The 23,252-nt window shown below is 62.3% G+C and carries 20 protein-coding genes and 1 tRNA gene; 3 read left to right on the forward strand and 18 right to left on the reverse strand.

Annotated features, from left to right (window positions below; all coding sequences use genetic code 11):
- From AC0ZT5_RS34310 to rpsL, 4 genes are all read right to left on the reverse strand, one after another.
- Nucleotides 1–299, reverse strand: a 299-nt coding sequence (locus AC0ZT5_RS34310; RefSeq protein WP_488500061.1) for a GTP-binding protein, incomplete at its 3' end; no start/stop codon positions are given.
- A gap of 66 nt (nucleotides 300–365) precedes the next feature.
- Nucleotides 366–2,456 (reverse strand): elongation factor G, encoded by a 2,091-nt coding sequence (fusA, locus tag AC0ZT5_RS34315; protein ID WP_095089675.1) that lies wholly within the window; start codon nucleotides 2,454–2,456, stop codon nucleotides 366–368.
- Nucleotides 2,457–2,485: 29 nt separating this feature from the next.
- Nucleotides 2,486–2,956, reverse strand: a complete 471-nt coding sequence (gene rpsG, locus AC0ZT5_RS34320) for a 30S ribosomal protein S7 (protein WP_008875664.1) — start codon at nucleotides 2,954–2,956, stop codon at nucleotides 2,486–2,488.
- A gap of 74 nt (nucleotides 2,957–3,030) precedes the next feature.
- Nucleotides 3,031–3,402: a 30S ribosomal protein S12 gene (gene rpsL / locus AC0ZT5_RS34325; RefSeq protein WP_006333356.1), complete on the reverse strand. Its 372-nt coding sequence runs from the start codon at nucleotides 3,400–3,402 to the stop codon at nucleotides 3,031–3,033.
- Between the two features lie 477 nt (nucleotides 3,403–3,879).
- On the opposite strand from rpsL, the gene AC0ZT5_RS34330 reads away from it, so the two are divergent.
- The 3 genes from AC0ZT5_RS34330 to AC0ZT5_RS34340 all read left to right on the forward strand — a co-directional run bounded on the left by AC0ZT5_RS34330 (nucleotide 3,880) and on the right by AC0ZT5_RS34340 (nucleotide 6,406).
- A complete protein-coding gene (locus tag AC0ZT5_RS34330; RefSeq protein WP_477291659.1) occupies nucleotides 3,880–4,161 on the forward strand; it encodes a transcriptional regulator in 282 nt (93 codons plus the stop codon).
- Between the two features lie 18 nt (nucleotides 4,162–4,179).
- A complete protein-coding gene (locus AC0ZT5_RS34335) occupies nucleotides 4,180–5,292 on the forward strand; it encodes a PLP-dependent cysteine synthase family protein (RefSeq protein WP_488500062.1) in 1,113 nt (370 codons plus the stop codon).
- Between the two features lie 199 nt (nucleotides 5,293–5,491).
- Entirely contained in the window at nucleotides 5,492–6,406 is a 915-nt protein-coding gene (locus AC0ZT5_RS34340; protein ID WP_488500067.1) for a Gfo/Idh/MocA family protein, read from the forward strand.
- Between the two features lie 6 nt (nucleotides 6,407–6,412).
- Here AC0ZT5_RS34340 and AC0ZT5_RS34345 read toward each other — a convergent pair whose 3' ends face one another.
- The 14 genes from AC0ZT5_RS34345 to AC0ZT5_RS34410 form a co-directional block, all read right to left on the reverse strand.
- Nucleotides 6,413–7,078, reverse strand: a complete 666-nt coding sequence (locus tag AC0ZT5_RS34345; protein ID WP_488500063.1) for an O-methyltransferase — start codon at nucleotides 7,076–7,078, stop codon at nucleotides 6,413–6,415.
- Between the two features lie 149 nt (nucleotides 7,079–7,227).
- Nucleotides 7,228–11,424, reverse strand: a complete 4,197-nt coding sequence (gene rpoC, locus AC0ZT5_RS34350; protein WP_488500064.1) for a DNA-directed RNA polymerase subunit beta' — start codon at nucleotides 11,422–11,424, stop codon at nucleotides 7,228–7,230.
- A 130-nt stretch (nucleotides 11,425–11,554) separates the two neighbouring features.
- A complete protein-coding gene (rpoB, locus tag AC0ZT5_RS34355; protein WP_184879345.1) occupies nucleotides 11,555–15,691 on the reverse strand; it encodes a DNA-directed RNA polymerase subunit beta in 4,137 nt (1,378 codons plus the stop codon).
- A 251-nt stretch (nucleotides 15,692–15,942) separates the two neighbouring features.
- On the reverse strand, nucleotides 15,943–16,320 hold the full coding sequence (gene rplL / locus AC0ZT5_RS34360) for a 50S ribosomal protein L7/L12 (protein WP_095089666.1): 378 nt from the start codon (nucleotides 16,318–16,320) through the stop codon (nucleotides 15,943–15,945).
- A 54-nt stretch (nucleotides 16,321–16,374) separates the two neighbouring features.
- The gene (gene rplJ / locus AC0ZT5_RS34365) at nucleotides 16,375–16,893 is read right to left on the reverse strand and encodes a 50S ribosomal protein L10 (RefSeq protein ID WP_095089664.1); all 519 of its coding nucleotides are present in this window, start codon (nucleotides 16,891–16,893) and stop codon (nucleotides 16,375–16,377) included.
- 414 nt (nucleotides 16,894–17,307) lie between these two features.
- Nucleotides 17,308–18,006, reverse strand: coding sequence for a 50S ribosomal protein L1 (gene rplA / locus AC0ZT5_RS34370; RefSeq protein WP_095089662.1), 699 nt, complete (start codon nucleotides 18,004–18,006; stop codon nucleotides 17,308–17,310).
- Nucleotides 18,007–18,010: 4 nt separating this feature from the next.
- Complete coding sequence (gene rplK, locus AC0ZT5_RS34375) at nucleotides 18,011–18,439, reverse strand: 50S ribosomal protein L11 (protein WP_006333334.1); 429 nt, start codon at nucleotides 18,437–18,439, stop codon at nucleotides 18,011–18,013.
- 173 nt (nucleotides 18,440–18,612) lie between these two features.
- Complete coding sequence (gene nusG / locus AC0ZT5_RS34380; protein ID WP_013895710.1) at nucleotides 18,613–19,140, reverse strand: transcription termination/antitermination protein NusG; 528 nt, start codon at nucleotides 19,138–19,140, stop codon at nucleotides 18,613–18,615.
- A 27-nt stretch (nucleotides 19,141–19,167) separates the two neighbouring features.
- Nucleotides 19,168–19,371 carry a preprotein translocase subunit SecE gene (secE, locus tag AC0ZT5_RS34385; protein ID WP_013531408.1) on the reverse strand — a complete coding sequence of 68 codons (204 nt, stop codon included), beginning with the start codon at nucleotides 19,369–19,371 and terminating at the stop codon, nucleotides 19,168–19,170.
- Between the two features lie 396 nt (nucleotides 19,372–19,767).
- Nucleotides 19,768–19,843: transfer RNA gene (locus AC0ZT5_RS34390), tRNA-Trp, on the reverse strand.
- Nucleotides 19,844–19,926: 83 nt separating this feature from the next.
- Entirely contained in the window at nucleotides 19,927–20,478 is a 552-nt protein-coding gene (locus AC0ZT5_RS34395) for a putative glycolipid-binding domain-containing protein (protein WP_477291670.1), read from the reverse strand.
- A gap of 29 nt (nucleotides 20,479–20,507) precedes the next feature.
- Nucleotides 20,508–20,990, reverse strand: coding sequence for a group II truncated hemoglobin (locus AC0ZT5_RS34400; RefSeq protein WP_488500065.1), 483 nt, complete (start codon nucleotides 20,988–20,990; stop codon nucleotides 20,508–20,510).
- 122 nt (nucleotides 20,991–21,112) lie between these two features.
- Entirely contained in the window at nucleotides 21,113–22,786 is a 1,674-nt protein-coding gene (locus tag AC0ZT5_RS34405; RefSeq protein WP_488500068.1) for a COG3904 family protein, read from the reverse strand.
- Between the two features lie 160 nt (nucleotides 22,787–22,946).
- A partial coding sequence (locus AC0ZT5_RS34410; protein ID WP_488500066.1) for an EF-Tu C-terminal domain-related protein occupies nucleotides 22,947–23,252 on the reverse strand: 306 nt, incomplete at its 5' end.

Consider the following 23,252-nt stretch of genomic DNA (forward strand, 5'->3'; position numbering starts at 1 on the left):
ACCAGGATCGCGCCGTCCATCTGCGCCGCACCGGTGATCATGTTCTTCACATAGTCGGCGTGGCCGGGGCAGTCGACGTGAGCGTAGTGGCGGTTGGCCGTCTCGTATTCGACATGCGCCGTCGAGATCGTGATGCCGCGCGCCTTCTCCTCAGGGGCCGCGTCGATCTGGTCATAGCGCTTGTATTCGCCAAAATACTTCGTGATCGCCGCCGTCAGCGACGTCTTGCCATGGTCAACGTGACCAATCGTGCCGATGTTCACATGAGGCTTGTTACGCTCGAATTTACCTTTTGCCATGTGATGTCTCCAATCCTGCTCGCCCGTGGGGGCCTTGAATTAAGTTACCGCTGCAACCCGTTCGAGTTACGCATATTTCTTCTGAACTTCCTGGGCGACCGCGGTCGGCACAGGCTCGTAGTGGTCGAACTGCATCGTGTAGGCCGCGCGGCCCTGGCTCATCGAGCGCAGGTTGTCGACGTACTTGAACATGTTGGCGAGCGGCACCATCGCGTTGATGACCACTGCCACGCCACGTGCTTCCTGGCCCTGGATTTGGCCGCGACGGCCGTTCAGATCGCCGATGACACTGCCGACGTAATCTTCCGGCGTCACCACTTCGACCTTCATGATCGGCTCGAGCAACTGCACACCAAGCTTGGGTGCAGCTTCACGGAAGCAGGCGCGGCCGGCGATTTCGAAGGCCAGAACGCTGGAGTCAACATCGTGGTAAGCGCCGTCGATCAGCGTCGCCTTGACGCCGATCATCGGGAAGCCCGCGAACGGACCCGAGGTCATGACGCTGTTGATGCCCTTTTCGACACCGGGGATGTATTCCTTCGGAACCGCACCGCCGACGATCTTGGTTTCGAACTCGAATTCGCTGCTGTCGGGATTCGGCTCGAAGACGATCTTGACGCGGGCGAACTGACCGGTACCGCCGGTCTGCTTCTTGTGCGTGTAGTCCTGCTCGTGCCTGCGGGTGATCGTCTCGCGATAGGCCACCTGCGGCGCACCGACATTGGCCTCGACCTTGAACTCGCGACGCATGCGGTCGACGATGATGTCGAGGTGAAGCTCGCCCATGCCGGAAATGATCGTCTGGCCGCTTTCCTCGTCGGTCTTGACGCGGAAGGACGGATCCTCGGCGGCCAGGCGATGAAGGGCGAGGCCCATCTTTTCCTGGTCGTTCTTGGTCTTCGGCTCGATCGCGATCTGGATGACCGGATCGGGGAATTCCATGCGCTCGAGGATGACCGGATGCAGCGGATCGCTCAGCGTATCGCCGGTGGTCGTATCCTTGAGGCCAGCCAGAGCGACGATGTCGCCGGCAAAAGCCTCTTCGACGTCGGCGCGCGAGTTGGCATGCATCTGCAGCATGCGGCCGATGCGCTCTTTCTTACCCTTCACGGTGTTGTCGACCGAGATGCCCTTGGTGAGCTTGCCCGAATAGATGCGGGCAAAGGTGAGCGAACCGACGAACGGGTCGTTCATGATCTTGAAGGCGAGCATCGACAGCGGTTCGTTGTCGTCGGCGTGACGCTCGATCTCGGCGTCGGTCTTGGCATCGACGCCCTTGATGGCCGGAACATCAGCCGGCGACGGCAGATATTCGACGACGGCGTCGAGGAGCGGCTGCACGCCCTTGTTCTTGAAGGCCGAGCCGCAGAACATCGGGTAGAACTTCACCGCGATGGTGCCCTTGCGGATCAGCGCGCGGATCTCGTCATTCGAAGGCATCTTACCTTCGAGGTAGTTCTCGAGTGCCGTCTCGTCCATTTCGACGGCGGCTTCGATCATCTTCTCGCGGTATTCCTCGGCACGAGCCTTGAGGTCGGCCGGAATCTCGACGACGTCCCAGGCGGCGCCCAGCGTCTCGTCGCGCCAGACCAGCGCGTTCATCTCGACGAGGTCGACAACGCCCTTGAACTCGGTCTCGGCGCCAATCGGCAGCTGCATGACGACGGCATGCGCACCGAGGCGCGAACCGATCATCTCGACCGAGCGATAGAAGTCGGCGCCGATCTTGTCCATCTTGTTGCAGAAGATCATGCGCGGAACGCGATACTTGTCGGCCTGGCGCCAGACGGTTTCCGTCTGCGGCTCGACACCGGCGTTGGCGTCGAGCAGCGCAATGGCGCCGTCGAGCACGCGCAGCGAACGCTCGACTTCGATGGTGAAGTCGACGTGTCCGGGGGTATCGATGATGTTGAAGCGGTACATCTTGCCGCTGCGACCCTTCCAGAAGGTCGTGGTCGCGGCGGACGTGATGGTGATGCCGCGCTCCTGCTCCTGCTCCATCCAATCCATGGTGGCAGCGCCGTCGTGGACTTCGCCGATCTTGTGCGACTTGCCCGTGTAATAGAGGACGCGCTCGGTGGTCGTCGTCTTGCCGGCGTCAATATGCGCCATGATACCGAAATTGCGGTAGTCTTCGATTTTATATTCGCGGGCCATCGTAGCTGCCTCTCAGTCTCGTACGCGCTTTACCAGCGGTAGTGCGCGAAAGCGCGGTTGGCTTCAGCCATCTTGTGGGTGTCTTCACGCTTCTTGACGGCGGTGCCGCGGTTGTTGGCCGCGTCCATCAGCTCGCCGGAGAGGCGATCGACCATGGTCGTCTCGTTGCGGTTGCGGGCCGCGGCGATCAGCCAGCGAATGGCCAGCGCCTGGCGGCGCTCGGGGCGCACATCGACCGGAACCTGGTAGGTGGCGCCGCCAACACGACGCGAACGCACTTCCACATGCGGCGCGACATTGTCGAGCGCCTGATGGAAGACGGTGACCGGCTCCTGCTTGGTCTTCGACTGAACCTGGTCGAGCGCGCCGTAGACGATGGTCTCGGCAACCGACTTCTTGCCGTCATACATGACGGCGTTCATGAACTTGGTGACGATCAGATCGCCGAACTTCGGGTCCGGATTGATCTCACGCTTTTCTGCACTGTGACGACGCGACATTTTTTCTCTGCCTCAATTATGCGTGGTGGCCTCGATCCCGGATACTCGCCCAGGATGACCTTCGCTACGCTCGGTCACTTCGGACGCTTGGCGCCGTACTTCGAACGGCGCTGCTTGCGGTTCTTCACACCCTGCGTGTCGAGCACGCCGCGGATGATGTGGTAGCGAACGCCCGGAAGATCCTTGACGCGGCCGCCGCGGATCATGACCACGGAGTGTTCCTGAAGGTTGTGACCTTCGCCGGGGATGTACCCGATCACTTCAAAACCATTGGTCAGGCGGATCTTGGCCACCTTGCGCAGCGCCGAGTTCGGCTTCTTCGGCGTCGTTGTATAGACGCGCGTGCAGACGCCCCGCTTCTGCGGGTTCTGCTGCATGGCCGGGACCTTGTTGCGCTTCACCGGCGCAATGCGCGGCTTGCGGATCAGCTGGTTGACGGTAGGCATTAAACCCTCTTGTCTCTCAATTCCGTGTCTCGCCCGGTCAGGGCCGCTCAAAGCGTCATTTCCATACGCAAATTCGGGCCACAAACCGCGCCTCGCGGTCTTTGCCCGAACAAATGGCAGAGGAAGCGGACCCGCTTCGTGCACGCCGGAAATGTCTTTTCGCTCGTAAAACGAACCCTGTTTGAGGCAAACTCCAAAGCGTGTCGCTTCGGAAGGGAGAGCCTCACATCGGTTCTGACTGGGCGGCTTCTACTCGTAAGACCGCGAACCGTCAAGCCCGGAGCGCCAAATATTGCGCGCCAACCAAGGCTCGGCAGCCATGCGAAAAACGCATGTAATTTTGTTTCGCAATTTTGCAAGGGCGAGGAATAAAGTGACCGGCTTTGCGCTGTTGCGCGGCCCTGCTTCATGCGAAAAGGCCGCATGAGCAGTCAAACTCCCCTCGCCCGCCCGCAATCTGCCAAGAGGAATCGGCCCGTGAACGACAATGAAGAGCGCCCGGTCACCATCATCACCGGCCGGGTGTGGAAGAAAAAGGGCGGCAAGCCGGAAGGCGTGCACGTGATGCTGGTCGCCCCCGATGACGATTCGGCGGTACGCCGGGCGCTCGAATCGCTTGCGGCGGAAGGTTACGCCGAGGCCGAACTCGACCAGATCGGCGACATGGATGGCGTGCCCGACGACGAGCCGCATCTTTCCGCCTTCCAGGGCGCGCTCGAAGGCGAAGTGTCGATCGTCACGTTCGACGTGCCGATCTGAAACCGGGGCGCGCCGAGGATGGCCGGAGCAAAAGCGGTTGGACCTGCGTCTCGGACCTGGGCCGACCGGGCCGTCGCGGCGATCGAGGCCGATCAGCGCCGCTCGGCCGACACGCATCTGTGGAAGCTCGATCTGCCGGCACTGGCCGGCATCGATTTCTATCTCAAGGACGAATCGACCCATCCGACCGGCAGCCTCAAGCACCGGCTGGCGCGCTCGCTGTTTCTTTATGCGCTGTGCAATGGCCTGATCCGCGAAGGCGCGCCGGTGATCGAAGCGTCGTCGGGTTCGACCGCGGTGTCGGAAGCATACTTTGCCCGCATGATCGGCGTGCCGTTCTATGCGGTGATGCCGCGATCGACCTCGCGCGAAAAGATCGCCGCGATCGAGCACTATGGCGGCAACTGCCATTTCATCGACGACGGCAGGCGCATCTATGCCGAGTCGGCCGAACTCGCGGCGAAACTGGGCGGCCATTTCATGGACCAGTTCACCCACGCCGAGCGCGCCACCGACTGGCGCGGCAACAACAACATCGCCGAATCGATCTTCGGGCAGATGCGCGAGGAGCGGCATCCGGTTCCGGCCTGGATCGTGATGAGCGCCGGCACCGGCGGCACCACCGCCACGATCGGCCGCTTCCTGCGCTACAAGCAGCATGCGACGCGGTTGTCGGTTGCCGACGTCGAGCGCTCGGCCTTCTTCGACGGTTTTGCCACGCATGATCGCAATTGCCGCTGCGAACAGCCGTCGCGGATCGAGGGGATCGGCCGGCCGCGCATGGAGCCGTCCTTCGTGCCAGGCGTCATCGATCATATGCTGCGGGTGCCGGACGCGGTCTCATTGGCGGCGATGCGGGTGTTGTCGCACCGGCTCGGCCGCCGCGTCGGCGGCTCGACCGGCACCAACTTCGTCGCCATGTGCTTTCAGGCGGCGCGCATGATCGACGAAGGAAGGGCTGGTTCGTTGGTGACGCTGATCTGCGATTCCGGTGATCGCTATGCCAACACCTATTATTCCGACGAATGGCTGGCTGCGAACAGCCTCGACCCCTCGCCCTTCGAACCGGCGATCGAGGCGTTCCTGGCGGGTGGAAAACTGACCTTGCCGTTCGAGGAAAGCTGGGGCTGACTTTTCCGCGTCTGCTCGCTTCGGCTTGTCGGGGGCAAGTGTTCTGCTAGAGCGGTTCGCCGTTTCACGGACACTGCGAACCGCTCTAGCTCTCTGTTTTATCGCAATTCCGGACGGAAAACCGCTTCACACTTTTCCTGGAATTGCTCTAAGAAGCCACCACCATCATTCAACAGACGGAGCGGCCGTGTCCCAGCCCATGAAGATTGGCATCGTCGGCGTCGGCAAGATCGTCCGCGACCAGCACCTGCCGGCCCTGGCGAAGGACCAGGACTATCGCCTCATCGCCGCCGCCAGCCGGCACGGCAAGGTCGACGGCATTCCGAATTTTCCCGATATCGAAGCCATGCTCGAGGCGGTGCCGGAACTCGAGGCGGTATCGCTCTGCATGCCGCCGCAGTTTCGCTACGACGCGGCGCGCACTGCACTGGAAGCCAGGAAACACGTCTTCCTGGAAAAGCCGCCCGGCGCCACTGTCAGCGAGGTCGAGAACCTCAAGGCATTGGCGGTGAAGAACGGCGTCTCGCTGTTTGCCAGCTGGCATTCGCGTTATGCGCCGGCAGTCGAGGCCGCGCGTGCCTTCCTGAGCTCGGCCAAGATCAAGTCCGCCGCCATCAACTGGAAGGAGGACGTGCGTCGCTGGCACCCGAACCAGGAATGGATCTGGGCTCCCGGCGGGTTCGGCGTCTTCGATCCCGGCATCAACGCGCTGTCGATCGTGACCCACATCCTGCCGCCGATGTTCATCACCTCGGCCGTGCTCGATTTTCCCGAAAACCGCGCCGCGCCGGTCGCTGCACACGTCAGCTTCCGCACCTCGCATGGATTGCCGGTGACAATGGAACTCGACTGGCTCCAGACAGGTCCACAAAGCTGGGACATCGTCGCCGACACCGACCAGGGCGCGATGGTGCTTTCAGGCGGCGGCTCGAAGCTCGCCATCGACGGCCGCGTCGTCCATGATGAACCGGAAGCGGAATACCCGATGCTCTACAAGCGCTTCGCTGAGATCGTGGACGCCGGCAGCTCCGACGTCGATCTGGCACCGCTCCAGCATGTCGCCGACGCCTTCATGCTCGGCAAGCGCAATGTGGTCGAGGCGTTTTTCGACTGAGAACCGTCAATCCACGATAGCGATCGCAAAGCCGTCATAGCCCTTGGCGCCGACAGTCTGGATGGCGGTGCCGTCCAACCGTTTGTCGCTCCCGATGAAGGAGAACGCCGCCCGTGCGCCTTCGACGTTGGCGTCGTGGCCGTCGTCATCGAGTACCGCGCCGTCACGGATGACGTTGTCGCAGACGATGACCGTTCCCGGCCTCGACAGGCGCACGGCAAAGGACAGGTAGTTCGGGTTGTTCGGCTTGTCAGCGTCGATGAAGATGAGATCAAACGGACCGGCGTTCTCGGCGCTCAGCGCGGCAAGCGATTCCAAGGCCGGCCCGACCCGTAGGTCCACCCGTTCCGACACCCCTGCCCGCTCAAAATTCGAGCGCGCGACCCTGGCGTGGTGCGGATCAAGTTCAAGCGTCACGATCTTGCCGTCGGCGGGCAGGCCCCGCGCCAGCCAGATGGTCGAATAACCGCCCAGCGTGCCGATTTCGAGGATCCTCTTCGCGCCCTGAATGCGCGCCAGCAGCGAAAGCAGCTTGCCTTGTGCCGGCGACACGTCGATCGCCGGCAAGCCTTGGTCGTGGTTGGTGGCCAGAACTGCATCGAGCGCCGGATCCGCCTCGAACAGAGCGTCGACGATGTAGCCGTCGACAGAAGCCCAGATCTTTCTGCTCATCGTTTTCTTCTCCGATCCAATTCAAAGCACAAAAGTCTCGCACAAACAAAAAAGCCGCCGGGTTGCCCCGACGGCCCTGTTGCCTGAGATTCCTTGAGCGGTTCACCGAAACAATGAACCGCTCTATATTCTTTGTCTGGCCGCCGCGCCTACTGCGCGGCGGTTGTCATGTCGGCCAGCATCGGCTCGGCGACTTCCACACCGGAGGCCTTGCGGCGCTCGTCGATGATCAGTTCGTCGCGCGAGGTGGCGATGCGCCGGATCTGGCTCATCGTGCCGCCGGTACCGGCCGGGATAAGCCGGCCGACGATGACGTTTTCCTTCAGCCCCTGCAGCATGTCGGTCTTGCCGGCAACCGCAGCTTCCGTCAGCACCCTGGTCGTCTCCTGGAAGGAGGCGGCCGAGATGAAGGACGGCGTCTGCAGCGATGCCTTGGTGATGCCGAGCAGCACCGGCTGACCTTCGGCCGGCTTCTTGCCGTCCTCGATCAGACGCTCGTTGACCTCTTCCAGCTCGATCACGTCGACGTGGTCGCCCGGAATGTAGGTCGAGTCGCCCTGCGTGGTGATCTCGACCTTCTGCAGCATCTGGCGGACGATCACCTCGATGTGCTTGTCGTTGATCGACACGCCCTGCAGACGGTAGACTTCCTGGATCTCGTTGACGAGGTAGGAAGCAAGTGCCTCCACGCCCTTGATCGCCAGGATGTCGTGCGGCGCAGGATTGCCGTCGAGGATGTAGTCGCCCTTCTCGATGACGTCGCCGTCCTGGAGATGGAACGGCTTGCCCTTCGGGATCAGGTATTCGACCGGCTCAAGCGTCGAGTCATGCGGTTCGATGATGATGCGACGCTTGTTCTTGTAGTCGCGGCCGAAGCGGATCGTGCCATCGATCTCGGCGATGATGGCGTGATCCTTCGGACGGCGTGCCTCGAACAGTTCGGCAACACGCGGCAGACCGCCGGTGATGTCCTTGGTCTTGGCGCTTTCCATCGGGATACGCGCCAGCACGTCGCCGGGGCGAACCTGCGCACCCGGCTCGACCGAAAGAATGGCCTCGACCGAGAGCAGGAAGCGGGCGTCGCCGCCCTTCGACAGCTTGCCGACCTTGCCCTTGGCGTCCTGGATGGCAATCGCCGGCTTGAGGTCGTTGCCGCGTGGCGTCGAGCGCCAGTCGATGACCTCACGCTTGGTGATGCCGGTCGACTCGTCGGCCGTTTCCTGAACGGAAATGCCGTCGACCAGATCCTCGTACGACACCCTGCCCTCGATTTCGGTGAGGACCGGGCGGGTATAGGGATCCCACTCGGCGATACGCTGGCCGCGCTTCACCTTGTCGCCATCGTCCACGAAGATACGCGAACCATAGGTGAGACGGTGCGTGGCGCGCTCCTTGCCGGTTTCGTCGAGGATCAGCACGGCCATGTTGCGGCCCATGACCATCTGCTGGCCGTCCGAGTTGCGCACCACGTTGCGGTTGCGGATCTCGACCTTGCCCTCGTAGGAGGCTTCAAGGAACGAGGAGTCCACCACCTGCGCCGTACCGCCCATGTGGAAGGTACGCATGGTGAGCTGGGTGCCCGGCTCGCCGATCGACTGCGCCGCGATGACGCCGACGGCTTCGCCCTGGTTGACCGGGGTGCCGCGGGCAAGATCGCGTCCGTAGCAGACCGCGCACACGCCAACCCTGACCTCGCAGGTCAGTGCCGAGCGGATGCGGACCGACTGGACGCCGGCCTTTTCGATCTTTTCCACGTCGCGTTCGTCCATCAGCGTGCCGGCCTTGACCAGAACCTCGCCCGACACCGGATGGGTGATGTCGTCGAGCGACGTACGGCCCAGCACGCGCTGGCCGACGGAAGCGACGACCTGGCCGGCATCGACGATCGGCTGCATGGTGAGGCCCTTGTCGGTGCCGCAGTCGACGGAGTTGACGATGCAGTCCTGCGCCACGTCGACCAGACGACGGGTGAGGTAACCCGAGTTCGCCGTCTTCAAGGCGGTGTCGGCCAGACCCTTGCGGGCGCCGTGGGTCGAGTTGAAGTACTCGAGCACGGTAAGGCCTTCCTTGAAGTTCGAGATGATCGGCGTCTCGATGATTTCACCCGACGGCTTGGCCATCAGGCCGCGCATGCCGGCAAGCTGGCGCATCTGGGTGGGCGAGCCACGCGCACCGGAGTGCGACATCATGTAGATCGAGTTCATCGGCTTCTGACGGCCATTGTCCTCGAACTCGACCGCCTTGATGCGGGCCATCATTTCGTCGGCGACCTTTTCCGAGCACTTGGCCCAAGCGTCGACGACCTTGTTGTACTTCTCGCCCTGCGTGATCAGGCCGTCATTGTACTGCTGCTCGTATTCCTTGGCCAAAGCCTCGGTGTCGGAGACGAGCTTTATCTTGGCGTCCGGGATCAGCATGTCGTCCTTACCGAACGAAATGCCGGCACGGCAGGCATGGCTGAAGCCGAGCGCCATGATGCGATCGCAGAAAATGACCGTCTCCTTCTGACCGCAGTGGCGGTAGACGGTGTCGATCATCTTGGAGATGTTCTTCTTGGTCATCTCCTGGTTGGCGGTCTCGTAAGGCACGTTGACGTTCTTCGGCAGAAGCTCGCCGATGATCATGCGACCAGGGGTGGTGTCGTAGATCTTCGACACGACCTTGCCATCGGCATCGACCGAGCGGAAACGACCGCGGATCTTGGAGTGCAGCGTCACCGCCTTGGTCTCGAGCGCATGCTGGAGTTCGCCCATGTCGGCAAACACCATGCCCTCGCCCGGCTCGTTCTGGTTGACGATCGAGAGATAGTAGAGACCCAGAACCATGTCCTGCGACGGCACGATGATCGGCGCGCCGGAAGCCGGGTGCAGGATGTTGTTGGTCGACATCATCAGCACGCGGGCTTCAAGCTGCGCTTCCAGCGACAGCGGCACGTGAACGGCCATCTGGTCACCGTCGAAGTCGGCGTTGAAGGCTGTGCAGACCAGCGGGTGAAGCTGGATCGCCTTGCCTTCGATCAGGATCGGCTCGAACGCCTGGATGCCGAGACGGTGCAGCGTCGGCGCGCGGTTCAGGAGCACCGGATGCTCGCGGATGACCTCGTCGAGGATATCCCAGACTTCCGGACGTTCCTTCTCGACCAGCTTCTTGGCCTGCTTGACGGTCGAGGAGTAACCCTTGGCGTCGAGACGGGCGTAGATGAAGGGCTTGAACAGTTCGAGCGCCATCTTCTTCGGCAGGCCGCACTGGTGCAGCTTGAGCTCCGGACCGGTCACGATGACCGAGCGGCCGGAATAGTCGACGCGCTTGCCGAGCAGGTTCTGACGGAACCGGCCCTGCTTGCCCTTGAGCATGTCGGACAGCGACTTCAGCGGGCGCTTGTTGGCGCCGGTGATGACGCGGCCGCGACGGCCGTTGTCGAACAGCGCATCGACGGCTTCCTGCAGCATGCGCTTTTCATTGCGCACGATGATGCCGGGGGCGCGCAGCTCGATCAGCCGCTTCAGACGGTTGTTGCGGTTGATGACGCGGCGATAGAGATCGTTCAGATCCGAGGTGGCGAAACGGCCACCATCCAGAGGAACCAGCGGACGCAGGTCCGGCGGGATCACCGGAACCACTTTCATGATCATCCATTCCGGACGGTTGCCGGACTCCATGAAGTTCTCGACGACCTTGAGCCGCTTCAGATACTTCTTCTGCTTCAGCTCGGAGGTGGTCGAAGCCAGTTCCGTACGCAGGTCGCCGGCGATCTTCTCCAGGTCCATGCCGGCCAGAAGGTCATGGATGGCCTCGGCGCCGATCATGGCGGTGAAGCTGTCCTCGCCATACTCGTCGACGGCGATCATGTACTCTTCCTCGCTGAGCAGCTGGTGCTCCTTCAGCGCGGTGAGGCCAGGCTCGGTGACGATGTAGTTCTCGAAGTAGAGGACGCGCTCGATGTCCTTCAGGGTCATGTCGAGCAGCGTGCCGATGCGCGACGGCAGCGACTTCAGGAACCAGATGTGGGCGACGGGCGCTGCGAGCTCGATATGGCCCATGCGCTCGCGGCGGACGCGCGACAGCGTGACTTCGACGCCGCACTTCTCGCAGATGACGCCCTTGTACTTCATGCGCTTGTACTTGCCGCACAGGCACTCATAGTCCTTGATTGGGCCAAAAATGCGCGCGCAGAACAGACCGTCACGCTCCGGCTTGAAGGTGCGGTAGTTGATGGTCTCCGGCTTCTTGATCTCGCCGAACGACCAGGACAGAATCTTCTCAGGGCTGGCGAGCGATATCCGGATGGAATCGAACACCTGTGCCGGCGCCTGGGGATTGAAGAGATTCATGACCTCTTGGTTCATGCCGTTCTCCTTTTCGGGGTCCTCGAAAACCCCTTGCATCTAGTCGCGAGCCAAACGCCCGCCGTCTTTGTCGGCCACTGGCCGTCGAATTCGATAGGCGCGCCGCGGCTTTCCGCGGCGCGCCATTGCCTTACTCGGCCGCGTCGGGCAGCCGGACCGGGTTGTCGTCGAGCTTGGTGTTCTCCAGCTCGACATTCAGGCCGAGAGACCGCATTTCCTTGACGAGAACGTTGAAGCTCTCGGGAATGCCGGCCTCGAAAGTGTCGTCGCCACGGACGATCGCCTCGTAGACCTTGGTGCGGCCGGCGACGTCGTCCGACTTCACCGTCAGCATTTCCTGCAGCGTGTAGGCGGCGCCGTATGCTTCGAGCGCCCAGACCTCCATTTCGCCGAAGCGCTGGCCACCGAACTGCGCCTTGCCGCCCAGCGGCTGCTGGGTGACGAGCGAGTACGGACCGATCGAACGCGCGTGGATCTTGTCGTCCACGAGATGGTGAAGCTTGAGCATGTAGATGTAGCCCATCGTCACCTTGCGATCGAACGGCTCGCCCGTGCGTCCGTCATAGAGCTGCGACTGACCGCTGGTGTGCAGGCCCGCCTGCTCCAGCATGATGTTGATGTCAGCCTCGTGCGCGCCGTCGAACACCGGGGTCGCGATCGAGACGCCGCGGCGCATCTGCTCGCTGAGGCGAACGATGCTCTCGTCGTCATATTCGCGGACCGGCTCGTTGCGGTCGTTGGCCGGCATGAAGCTCTCGAGCGTCTTGCGCAGCGGCTTGATGTCGCCCGCTGCCTTGTACGTGTCGATCAGCTCGCCGATCTTCTTGCCCATGCCCGCACAAGCCCAGCCCAGATGCGTTTCCAGGATCTGGCCGACATTCATGCGGCTCGGCACACCCAGCGGGTTGAGCACGATATCGGCATGCGTGCCGTCCTCGAGGAAAGGCATGTCCTCGACCGGAACGATCCGCGACACGACACCCTTGTTGCCGTGACGGCCTGCCATCTTGTCGCCGGGCTGCATCTTGCGCTTCACGGCCACGAAGACCTTGACCATCTTCATGACGCCCGGAGGCATTTCGTCGCCGCGCTGGACCTTCTCGACCTTGTCCATGAAGCGCTGTTCAAGCGCCTTCTTGGAATCGTCGTACTGGCCACGCAGGGCTTCCAGTTCGCTCTGGAGCTTTTCGTTCTCCACCGCAAACTGCCACCACTGCGAACGCGGATACTCGTCGAGCGTGTCCTTGGACAGCGTCGAGCCCTTCTTGAAGCCCTTCGGTCCAGCGATCGCTTCCTTGCCGACGAGCACGTCGGAAAGACGCGCGTAAACGTTGCGATCCAGAATGGCCTGCTCGTCGTCACGGTCCTTGGCGAGGCGTTCGATCTCCTCGCGCTCGATCGCCATGGCGCGCTCGTCCTTCTCCACACCATGGCGATTGAAGACGCGCACCTCGACGACGGTGCCGAAGGTGCCTGGAGGCATGCGCATCGAGGTGTCGCGCACGTCCGATGCCTTTTCGCCGAAGATGGCGCGCAGAAGCTTCTCTTCCGGCGTCATCGGGCTTTCGCCCTTCGGCGTGATCTTGCCGACCAGGATATCGCCCGGCTGAACTTCGGCACCGATATAGACGATGCCGGCTTCGTCGAGGTTCTTCAGCGCTTCTTCCGAGACGTTCGGAATATCGCGCGTGATTTCCTCCGGACCGAGCTTGGTGTCGCGCGCCATGACCTCGAACTCCTCGATATGGATCGAGGTGAAGACGTCGTCGGCGACGATGCGCTCGGACAGGAGGATCGAGTCCTCGTAGTTGTAGCCGTTCCACGGCATGAACGCGACCAGCACGTTGCGGCCGAGCGCCAGATCGCCGAGCTCGGTCGACGGACCGTCGGCGATGATGTCGCCCTTGTTGACCCGGTCGCCCATGCGGACCAGCGGACGCTGGTTGATGCAGGTGTTCTGGTTCGAACGCTGGAACTTCATCAGCCGGTAGATATCGACGCCGGACTTGCCCGGATCGAGATCTTCGGTGGCGCGGATAACGATACGCGTCGCGTCCACCTGGTCGACGATGCCACCGCGGCGGGCGCCGATGGCGGCGCCCGAGTCACGGGCGACGATCGGCTCCATGCCGGTGCCGACGAACGGCGCCTCGGCGCGCACCAGCGGCACGGCCTGACGCTGCATGTTCGAGCCCATCAGAGCGCGGTTGGCGTCGTCGTTCTCGAGGAACGGGATCAGGGCCGCGGCCACCGAAACCATCTGCTTGGGCGACACGTCCATCAGGTCGACGTTTTCGCGCGGCGCCATCATCACTTCGCCGGCGCTGCGGCAAATGACGAACTCGTCGACGAATCCACCACTCTTGTCGAGCTCGGCGTTGGCCTGCGCGACGTGGTGCTTGGCTTCTTCCATCGCCGAGAGATAGACGACGTCATTGGTCAGCTTGCCGTCGACGATCTTGCGGTACGGGCTCTCGATGAAGCCGTACTTGTTGACGCGTGCGAAGGTGGCCAGCGAGTTGATCAGACCGATATTCGGGCCTTCCGGCGTCTCGATCGGGCAGATGCGGCCGTAGTGCGTCGGGTGCACGTCGCGCACTTCGAAGCCGGCGCGCTCGCGGGTCAGACCGCCCGGTCCAAGCGCCGAGAGGCGGCGCTTGTGAGTAATCTCCGACAGAGGGTTGGTCTGGTCCATGAACTGCGACAGCTGCGAGGAACCGAAGAACTCGCGCACGGCGGCGGCCGCCGGCTTGGCGTTGATCAGGTCCTGCGGCATCACCGTGTCGATCTCGATCGAGGACATACGCTCCTTGATCGCGCGCTCCATGCGCAGCAGGCCGACGCGGTACTGGTTTTCCATCAGCTCGCCGACCGACCGCACGCGGCGGTTGCCGAGATTGTCGATGTCGTCGATCTCGCCCTTGCCGTCACGCAGTTCGACCAGCGTCTTGACCACGGCCAGGATGTCGTCCTTGCGCAGCACGCGCACGGTGTCCTCGGCCTTGAGCTCGAGGCGCATGTTCATCTTGACGCGGCCAACGGCCGACAGATCGTAGCGCTCGCTGTCGAAGAACAGCGAGTTGAACATGGCTTCGGCGGTCTCGAGTGTCGGCGGCTCGCCGGGGCGCATGACACGATAGATGTCGAACAGCGCGTCCTGGCGGCTCTCGTTCTTGTCGACGTTGAGCGTGTTGCGGATATAGGCGCCGACATTGACGTGGTCGATGTCGAGAACCTTGATCTCGTTTTCACCGGTGCCAAGCAGCACCTTCAGCGTCTTTTCGTCGATCTCGTCGCCGGCTTCGAGGAATATCTCGCCGGTGGCGTAGTTGACGATGTCCTCGGCCAGGTAGTTGCCGAGCAGATCCTCGTCGGTCGACTTGATCGCCTTGAGACCCTTCTCGCCAAGCGCCCGGGCCTGGCGGGCAGTGATCTTCTTGCCGGCTTCGACAACAACTTCGCCCGTATCGGCGTCGACCAGGTCGCCGACGGCCTTGAGGCCGCGGAAACGCTCGACGTTGAACGGAATGCGCCAGTGGTCGCCGGCGCGCTTGTAGGTGATCTTGTTGTAGAAGGTCGACAGGATCTCTTCGCCGTCCATGCCGAGCGCCATCAGCAGCGACGTCACCGGAATCTTGCGGCGACGGTCGATGCGGGCGTGCACGACGTCCTTGGAATCGAACTCGATGTCGAGCCATGAGCCGCGATAGGGGATGACGCGCGCGGCAAACAGAAGCTTGCCCGACGAGTGCGACTTGCCCTTGTCATGGTCGAAGAAGACGCCCGGCGAGCGGTGCATCTGCGAGACGATGACGCGCTCGGTGCCGTTGACGATGAAGGTGCCGTTCAAGGTCATGAGCGGCATGTCGCCCATGTAGACGTCCTGCTCCTTGATGTCCTTGATCGACTTGGCGCCGGTATCCTCGTCGATATCGAACACGATGAGGCGCAGCGTCACCTTCAGCGGCGCGGCATAGGTGAGGTCGCGCTGACGGCATTCGTCAACGTCGAATTTCGGTCCTTCGAACTCGTACTTCACGAACTCCAGCATCGAGGAGCCGGAAAAGTCCTGAATCGGGAAGACCGACTTGAAGACGGCCTGCAGTCCCTCGTCCGGACGCCCACCCTTGGGCTCCGCCACCATCAGGAACTGGTCATAGGATGCCTTCTGAACCTCGATCAGGTTCGGCATCTCCGCAACTTCCGGGATCTTTCCGAAGAACTTGCGTACGCGTCTGCGGCCATTGAAAGTCTGGGTCTGGGCCATCGTCGCTCCTTAGCTCTAAACTCGGGACGAACCTCGCCGCGGCTCGCCTTGCATTCTGGGCCACCTGGGCGGCGACCCTTTGTCTGTTTTCCCGGCGCCTGTCGGCGGCCGGCTAAAACGGGAGAAAACCCGTTTCCTGAAGGCCGGATTGCGGCCCTCAGGAAAGAGGTTCTCGTACGTCTCGCGCTACGCGTGCTCCCTCCAGCCGAAGGGAGTGGCGGACGGCGCGAGGCCGTCCGCCGCTTTTACGCTTACTTCAGGTCGACCTTGGCGCCGGCTGCTTCCAGCTGGGCCTTGAACTTGTCAGCGTCGGCCTTGGAAACGCCTTCCTTGACCGGCTTCGGAGCCGCTTCGACCAGATCCTTGGCTTCCTTGAGGCCAAGACCGGTGATGGCGCGGACTTCCTTGATGACGTTGATCTTCTGAGCGCCTGCCTCGGTGAGGACGACGTCGAATTCCGTCTTTTCCTCGGCCGGAGCAGCAGCAGCCGCACCACCGCCAGCGGCGGCAACAGCCACCGGAGCAGCGGCGGAGACGCCCCACTTTTCTTCCAGAAGCTTCGACAGCTCGGCCGCCTCGAGGACGGTCAGCTTCGAAAGGTCGTCTACGATCTTTGCGAGATCAGCCATTGTTGTATTCCTTCATAAGGTTCGAACGTGTGTTTGTGATAGCGAGGAACGGCCTCATGCCGCCTCGTCCTTCCGGGCGTAAGCGCCGATGACGCGCGCGACCGAAGCCGCTGGCGCATTGACGATCTGGGCGATCCGGGTTGCCGGCGTGGCGATCATGCCAACCAGCCTGGCGCGCAGCTCATCGAGCGACGGAAGTGTGGCGAGTGCCTTCACACCGTCGGCGTTGAGCGAGGTGGTGCCCATTGCGCCGCCGAGAATGACGAGCTTGTCATTTCCCTTGGCGAAATCGGACGCGACCTTCGGCGCCGCAATCGGATCCTCCGAATAAGCAATCAGCGTCTGTCCCTTGAACAGGTCGATGATCGATGCGGAGTCCGTGCCCTGAAGAGCGATTTTGGCGAGACGGTTCTTCGCGACTTTGACGGTGCCACCGGCGGCGCGCATTTTCGACCGAAGGTCGTTCATTTGCGCGACGGTGATACCGGCGTAGTGGGCCACGACCACTGAACCTGCGTTCGAGAACGCACCGTTCAGGCCCGTGACGAGTTCGCGTTTTTCCGCTCTGTCCACTGCCTATCTCCAGTTGACCCCCATCCTGTTAACGGGAACATTCCCATTCACGAGGACAGGCGTCGGGTTGCCTTTTGTCGGCCGGGCCATCCAGTAACGGATCTCCCGAACGACGCTCGAGGATCCTGCCCCCTTTCGCCACATCGACGGCCAGGCCGACGATGCGCAGACAAAAGGCAAACACGGTTCGAACCTTTCATTGGAGCAGTCGCTCCGTTGTCCGGTCTTCACCCGTCTCATGCAGGCCCACATGAATTAAGGCCCCCCTTTTCAACCTAAGGCTCGGGCCGCCTGCAATCTCGGACAGGATGTCCGGAAGCCTTTCGACTTCCGGCACCGGGCCGCCAACCTAAATCGGAGGCCCGGAATTCTTTTGCGGATCAGCCCTTTAACGGCCGATCCCAGATAAACTTATCAGGACGCCGCGAGCGTCGAGACGTCGAGCTTGAGGCCCGGGCCCATCGTCGAGGTGACCGACACCTTCTTGACGTAGTTGCCCTTGGCGCCCGTCGGCTTTGCCTTGGTCACCGCGTCAGCGAAGGCGCGGATGTTCTCTTCCAGGGCCTTGACCTCGAACGAGACCTTGCCGACACCGGCATGAACGATGCCGGCCTTCTCGACGCGGAACTCGACGGCGCCACCCTTCGATGCCTTGACGGCGGCGGCAACGTCGGTGGTGACGGTGCCAACCTTCGGGTTCGGCATCATGCCGCGCGGGCCGAGCACCTTGCCGAGACGGCCGACCAGCGGCATCATGTCCGGCGTGGCGATGCAGCGATCGAAGTCGATCGTGCCCTTCTGGACGATGTCGACCAGATCCTCGGCACCGACGATGTCGGCGCCAGCGGCGCGAGCTTCGTCAGCCTTGTCGCCACGGGCGAACACGGCAACGCGAACCGAGCGGCCGGTGCCGTTCGGCAGGTTGACCACGCCGCGGACCATCTGGTCGGCATGGCGCGGGTCGACGCCGAGGTTCATGGCGACTTCGACGGTCTCGTCGAACTTGACCGAGGAACGGTCCTTGAGCAGCTTCAGCGCTTCACCCAGGGCGTAAGCCTTGTTGGGATCGATGCCTTCGCGGGTCTTCGATACACGCTTTGCAATCTTTGCCATGATCTTAGCCCACCACTTCCAGACCCATCGAGCGGGCGGAACCCTCGACCATGCGCATGGCCGCTTCGACGTCGTTTGCGTTCAGATCCTTCATCTTCTGCTCGGCGATGGCGCGAACCTTGTCGCGGCCGATCGTGCCGGCCTTGATCTTGCCCGGCTCCTTAGAACCCGACGTCAGGTTCGCCGCCTTCTTCAGGAAGTAGCTCACCGGCGGCGTCTTCATGACGAAGGTGAAGGACTTGTCCTGGTAGTAGGTGATGACGACCGGAATCGGCGATCCCTTTTCCATTTCCTGGGTCTGCGCGTTGAACGCCTTGCAGAACTCCATGATGTTGATGCCACGCTGACCAAGCGCCGGGCCGATCGGGGGAGACGGCGTGGCCGATCCCGCTTTGACCTGGAGCTTGAGCTGGCCTGCAATTTTCTTAGCCATCTCTTTTCCTGCCTTTGTCTATGCCGGCCCCCATCATCAGGGAAAAACCGGCGGTTGCAGTCTGGTGGTGCGATCCGTGCCGCCGGCTAAGCCGCACTCGTCTCCCACCGTTCTCAAAGCAGCGCGATCTCCGCGCCGCCCTTCCCTGCCGCGCTTGGCGGCGGGATTTCGGCTCAGCCCTTTTCGACCTGTCCGAATTCCAGATCGACAGGCACAGCGCGCCCGAAGATCGAAACTTCCACCTTGAGCCGCGCCCGCTCCTCGTCCACTTCCTGAACGAAACCGTTGAACGACGCGAAGGGACCATCCGAAACGCGGATTGCCTCGCCGATCTCGAACGTGACCGAAGGCTTCGGCCGCTCGACGCCTTCCTGCACCTGGTTCAGGATGCGCTGCGCTTCCGCCTCGGTGATCGGCACCGGCTTGGAGTCGCCCAGGAAGCCGGTGACCTTGGGCGTGTTCTTGACCAGCGAGAACACCGCGTCGGTCAGATTGGCCTTCAGGAGCACATAGCCCGGGAAGAACTTGCGCTCGGCATCGACCTTGCGGCCACGACGAACCTCGACGACCTTCTCGGTCGGCACCACGATCTGCTCGATATCGGCGGACAGGCCCTTCTGCTTGGCCTTGTTCTCGATGTCCTCGGCGACCTTTTTTTCAAAGTTCGAATAGGCGTGGACGATGTACCACCGCGCAGTCATTTCAAGACTTCTCCGTAATCGCCGGACTTAGCGTCCGATGCCAAGAATCTGCTCGACCGCGAGGCCCATGAGCTGATCGGCGGTGAAGAAAAAGATCATCGCGATCACAGCGAAAGCGAGGACCATGACTGTCGAGATCATCGTTTCGCGCCGCGACGGCCAAGTCACCTTGGCGGTCTCCGCGCGAACCTGCTGGAGAAAGACGAAAGGATTTGTGGTTTTCGAAGCCATATGCCGCTCTGTCTTCAAGACCCGTTGGCCGGGTCCCCTGGATGATCCCGCTGGCCGGGACGTGCCGCCTGAGCCTGTTTTCGCGCCGAATCAGCGCAATCATTTCGCCCATGCAAATCAGACGCGTAAAGCCGGCTTCCCAGCTCCACGCGTCGCGTGTCTGTTTCGTCTACATAAAACCGATTCTTGATCCACGCAAGTGGCAAGTGTCCGCTTTATGACCAAACGCCGCCTCGGAACCATCCAGTCGTTCCGTCCCGGCTATGGCGCCCTTATGCCCCAATCGCTCTAATATGGCAAGCGGGTCGCCGATTTTCAAAGGCCGGCCGCGAAATATCGTTTTGAGGACCATTTCGAGAAATGGCGAAATATCGCGTTGAGTGCCATTTCGAGAAATGGCACGGGCAGCAGGGCTCGAACCTACGACCTGCGGTTTTGGAGACCGCCGCTCTACCAACTGAGCTATGCCCGTATCGTGCGCGCATGTCGGCGCAGCAGGCGCTTCCTAAAAGCTTCCGCACGCTCTGTAAAGAGTGGTTTGCAAGCAAACGCGCCTTAACCCCTGCGCCAGAAATCGGGATAGCTGACGACCAGCCCGTCTCGGTCGATCTCTAGCTCCCGCTTGAAGTCGCTGGCGCGGGATTCGTAGAGATATCGCTTGCCCTCTTCGAGGCATGTGTAGCGCTGCGGGTTGGCGACGACGGTGAGGGCCGGGAAATCGATGAAGGCCGTGGTGATCTCGGCACTTTGTCCTGTCGAAAGCCGCAAGCGCCGGATCGGCAGCGTGTTGGTGAACGGCGTGACGGTGAGATCGGGGTCGACAACGCCGTCGAGCTCGGGCATCGGCAGGCCGTCCCCGGTCCAGCGACCATTGCCGTCGGCAGCAAGGACAAGTGTCTGGCCACTGCCGATCACGTCGACCATGACACTCCTGGCGTGCCAGTTCTCGTTGCAGGCGATGCGGTAGCGCACGGCAAAAGGCGTCTGCCCGGAACAGATCACGACGGAGTCAGCCGAAACCACCCCTGCCCGCTCCTGCAGCAGTAGGTGTTCGAGCCCGGGCCCATCCCACTCATGCCAGCGCACGATCTTCATATCTTCCAGCATCGGCCCGGTCCCCTCCCTGCGGGTGGAGGCTACTTTGTTTCCGGCGGTCTGTACGGCCCGCCCGGCACCCCCCAGCCCCAGGCCGGCATCGGCTCCGTCTCGGGATCGCAGGTCTCGCCGAGATTGGAGTTCATCTTGGCCAGCCGCGAACCCCATTCGACGTAGCCCATGAAGGCCGAGCGGAATTCAGGATCGTCGGGCAGGCCGACCGCGTCGGCGGCATCAGCCAGGAGATTGATCCAGCGGCGGCGCTGCTCCTCCGTCAGATGCTTGCCCAGATGGTGCATGACCATCTCGCGGTGGCCGCCGAACTTTTCGCTGTAGGTTTTCGGTCCGCCGAAAACCTCGCCGATGAACGCCGCAACATGGGCGGGATGGTCCGGCGACATGGTCCTGAACACAGGCCCGACGACCGGGTCGCGAAGCACCTTGTCGTAGAAGGTTTCCGTCAAGCGGTTCAGCGCCTCGGCGCCGCCGGCCCATTCGTACAATGTCGGGACGTCCTGGCTCATTTGTTTCCTCCACCGGCCCCCAAGCAATGCCCGAGACGGCGATGCCGGAGATGACGATAGCGGAACTATCGGGGATGGCTCAACCTGCCTCGACGGCCAGTCCGCCCGACGTACTGCCGAAACTATGACTTGGTGGGCGCGTTGGCCTGCATCCTGGGCGCCGATACCAGGCGGCAATTGCCCGGCTTCGGTGCCGATTTGCAGATGGAAGCGCCGGTCAGTTCATCCGCCGATTGAGGCCCTGTCGTCAGCCCGACTTTGAGCATCTTCCTGGGGTCGAGCTGCCGTTGGCTCGAATGGAGCTTTGTCGCAGCAAACAAGTCAGGCCCAACCGCCATCTCTTCGAGGTATTTCTTGACCTGCTGGTCCAGGTCCAGCGACCGCAGGCTCAAGCGCGCATGGGAGCCGACCAGACGTCTGACACCGCCCGCAAGCATGATCGGACAGGCTTCGTCGCATTCACCCAACGCATCACTCGTGAGCCCGACATAGACGCCGTCTTGGGCCGTGCAGCCCGGCTTCTCCGGCTCGCATTCCATGAACTCGGTGCGTGCGACCGCCACGTCAAGTCTGCGTTCGCGGATCAACCTCCCGGCGGCAAGAGCACCGGAAAGGTCACCTCCCGGCGAGTTGATCACGACGGGTAGCCGCCGATCCCCCAGGGTGCCAAGCAGTTCGCGCAGCTTCTGTGGCGTCTTGGCGGTAATCCTGCCTTCCGCTGCGATCCACTCCGGACAATCGGGATCGCAGAGGAAACTCTTGCCGCGCACCAGAACGAAGCGCATGTCGGCGACATTGTCCTGCTGGACGGTTTCGGGCTCGGTCGGCGCGGCGGCGGCGGGCTCTACTTTTGCCGCCTCGGCAGCGGCCGGCCGCGTGGCCTTGTCTGCCGGAGCCGGCACTTCCCGGCAATTTCCGGGCAATGGAGTGGAGCGGCAGATGGTTCCCGCGGTCAGCATGTCGACGGAATCCAGGCTGGTGACCATCTTCATCCGAAGCATGTTTTGCACTTCCAGTTGGTGGATTGCGCTGGCCGGGGTGTCCTTCATCGTTTCGAGCACGCCCGGCCCGACGCCCATCCCGCTGAGATAGACCGCCAGCCTTTTCTCCACCGCCTTGCTCATTTCGTAGGTCTTGTAGCTGCCGGCACTCTTTCGGCTGACGATCCTTGTGCTGAGTACCTTCTTCTTGCCGCCCACAATGCGATAGGTGGTGCGATATTGCAGTTTCGTGCGGATATAGGTCGTGGTGATCTGATGGACGCCGAGATAGGCCGATTCACCGACCAACCGCCTGATACCGCCGGCAAACATCAGCGGACAGGCGGAATTGCACATGGCGCCGCTGGCGTAGGCATCGCCGAAATAGCGGGCGCCCCTGCCTTCGTTTTGCGCGCAATCCTTCGCATCAGGCAGACAGCCGTCGAACAGGGTCTTGCCGACAGCGATATCGAGCTTGTTCTTGCGGATCAGCCGGCCAAGCGTGAGCGCCGCCTCGACATTGCCGCCGGGAGAATCGACGACGATCGGCAGATTTCGGCCGCCAAGCGTTTTGAGCATGCGTTTGAACAGAACCGGCGTCCGGGCTTCTATCGAGCCTTCGGCGGAGATCCATTCCGGGCAGATCGGCTCGCAGCCCGGTGCGTTGCTGCGGACGACGACGAAGCGCATCGTCGGACCGAGATCCGGCGCCGTATCCGCCGCAAAGGCGGCATGCCCCACGACAAGCGACGCCAGCAGGCAGATCAGCCGCAGCGACCACAAAGCCCGACGATGTAAAAGGCGCCCTGGAACCATTTGGAAAAGCCCCGCCATGCAAGCTATCCTAGACGAGGTCCAGAGGCTTGCAACAGGGTTCGGCCGACAACACCGGACGACCGCCGGGCAAACGAAAAAAGGGCGGCCCCAAGGACCGCCCTTTCCGTCTCGAACCTGACCCGGCGGATTCCGGGGTCAGTTATTCCTTGATGGTGACGACGATGCCGGCACCGACGGTGCGGCCGCCTTCACGGATAGCGAAGCGCAGCTTCTCTTCCATGGCGATCGGCACGATCAGCTCGACATCGACCGTGATGTTGTCGCCCGGCATCACCATCTCGGTGCCTTCCGGCAGCGACACGATACCGGTCACGTCCGTCGTGCGGAAATAGAACTGCGGACGGTAGTTGGTGAAGAACGGCGTGTGACGGCCACCTTCGTCCTTGGTCAGGATGTAGGCTTCGGCCACGAACTTCTTGTGCGGCTTCACCGTGCCCGGCTTGGC

The sequence above is a fragment of the Mesorhizobium sp. CNPSo 4670 genome (assembly GCF_057784235.1).

What these genes read in the sequence shown, in the direction of transcription:
- AC0ZT5_RS34345 (WP_488500063.1), bottom strand. Translation starts at nt 7,078, where the DNA reads ATGAGCAGAAAGATCTGGGCTTCTGTCGACGGCTACATCGTCGACGCT.
- rplK (WP_006333334.1), bottom strand. Translation starts at nt 18,439, where the DNA reads ATGGCTAAGAAAATTGCAGGCCAGCTCAAGCTCCAGGTCAAAGCGGGA.
- rplL (WP_095089666.1), bottom strand. Translation starts at nt 16,320, where the DNA reads ATGGCTGATCTCGCAAAGATCGTAGACGACCTTTCGAAGCTGACCGTC.
- fusA (WP_095089675.1), bottom strand. Translation starts at nt 2,456, where the DNA reads ATGGCCCGCGAATATAAAATCGAAGACTACCGCAATTTCGGTATCATG.
- AC0ZT5_RS34405 (WP_488500068.1), bottom strand. Translation starts at nt 22,786, where the DNA reads ATGGTTCCAGGGCGCCTTTTACATCGTCGGGCTTTGTGGTCGCTGCGG.
- AC0ZT5_RS34400 (WP_488500065.1), bottom strand. Translation starts at nt 20,990, where the DNA reads ATGAGCCAGGACGTCCCGACATTGTACGAATGGGCCGGCGGCGCCGAG.
- rpoB (WP_184879345.1), bottom strand. Translation starts at nt 15,691, where the DNA reads ATGGCCCAGACCCAGACTTTCAATGGCCGCAGACGCGTACGCAAGTTC.
- rplA (WP_095089662.1), bottom strand. Translation starts at nt 18,006, where the DNA reads ATGGCAAAGATTGCAAAGCGTGTATCGAAGACCCGCGAAGGCATCGAT.
- AC0ZT5_RS34340 (WP_488500067.1), top strand. Translation starts at nt 5,492, where the DNA reads ATGAAGATTGGCATCGTCGGCGTCGGCAAGATCGTCCGCGACCAGCAC.
- AC0ZT5_RS34395 (WP_477291670.1), bottom strand. Translation starts at nt 20,478, where the DNA reads ATGCTGGAAGATATGAAGATCGTGCGCTGGCATGAGTGGGATGGGCCC.
- rpsG (WP_008875664.1), bottom strand. Translation starts at nt 2,956, where the DNA reads ATGTCGCGTCGTCACAGTGCAGAAAAGCGTGAGATCAATCCGGACCCG.
- secE (WP_013531408.1), bottom strand. Translation starts at nt 19,371, where the DNA reads ATGGCTTCGAAAACCACAAATCCTTTCGTCTTTCTCCAGCAGGTTCGC.
- rpoC (WP_488500064.1), bottom strand. Translation starts at nt 11,424, where the DNA reads ATGAACCAAGAGGTCATGAATCTCTTCAATCCCCAGGCGCCGGCACAG.
- rpsL (WP_006333356.1), bottom strand. Translation starts at nt 3,402, where the DNA reads ATGCCTACCGTCAACCAGCTGATCCGCAAGCCGCGCATTGCGCCGGTG.
- nusG (WP_013895710.1), bottom strand. Translation starts at nt 19,140, where the DNA reads ATGACTGCGCGGTGGTACATCGTCCACGCCTATTCGAACTTTGAAAAA.
- AC0ZT5_RS34335 (WP_488500062.1), top strand. Translation starts at nt 4,180, where the DNA reads ATGGCCGGAGCAAAAGCGGTTGGACCTGCGTCTCGGACCTGGGCCGAC.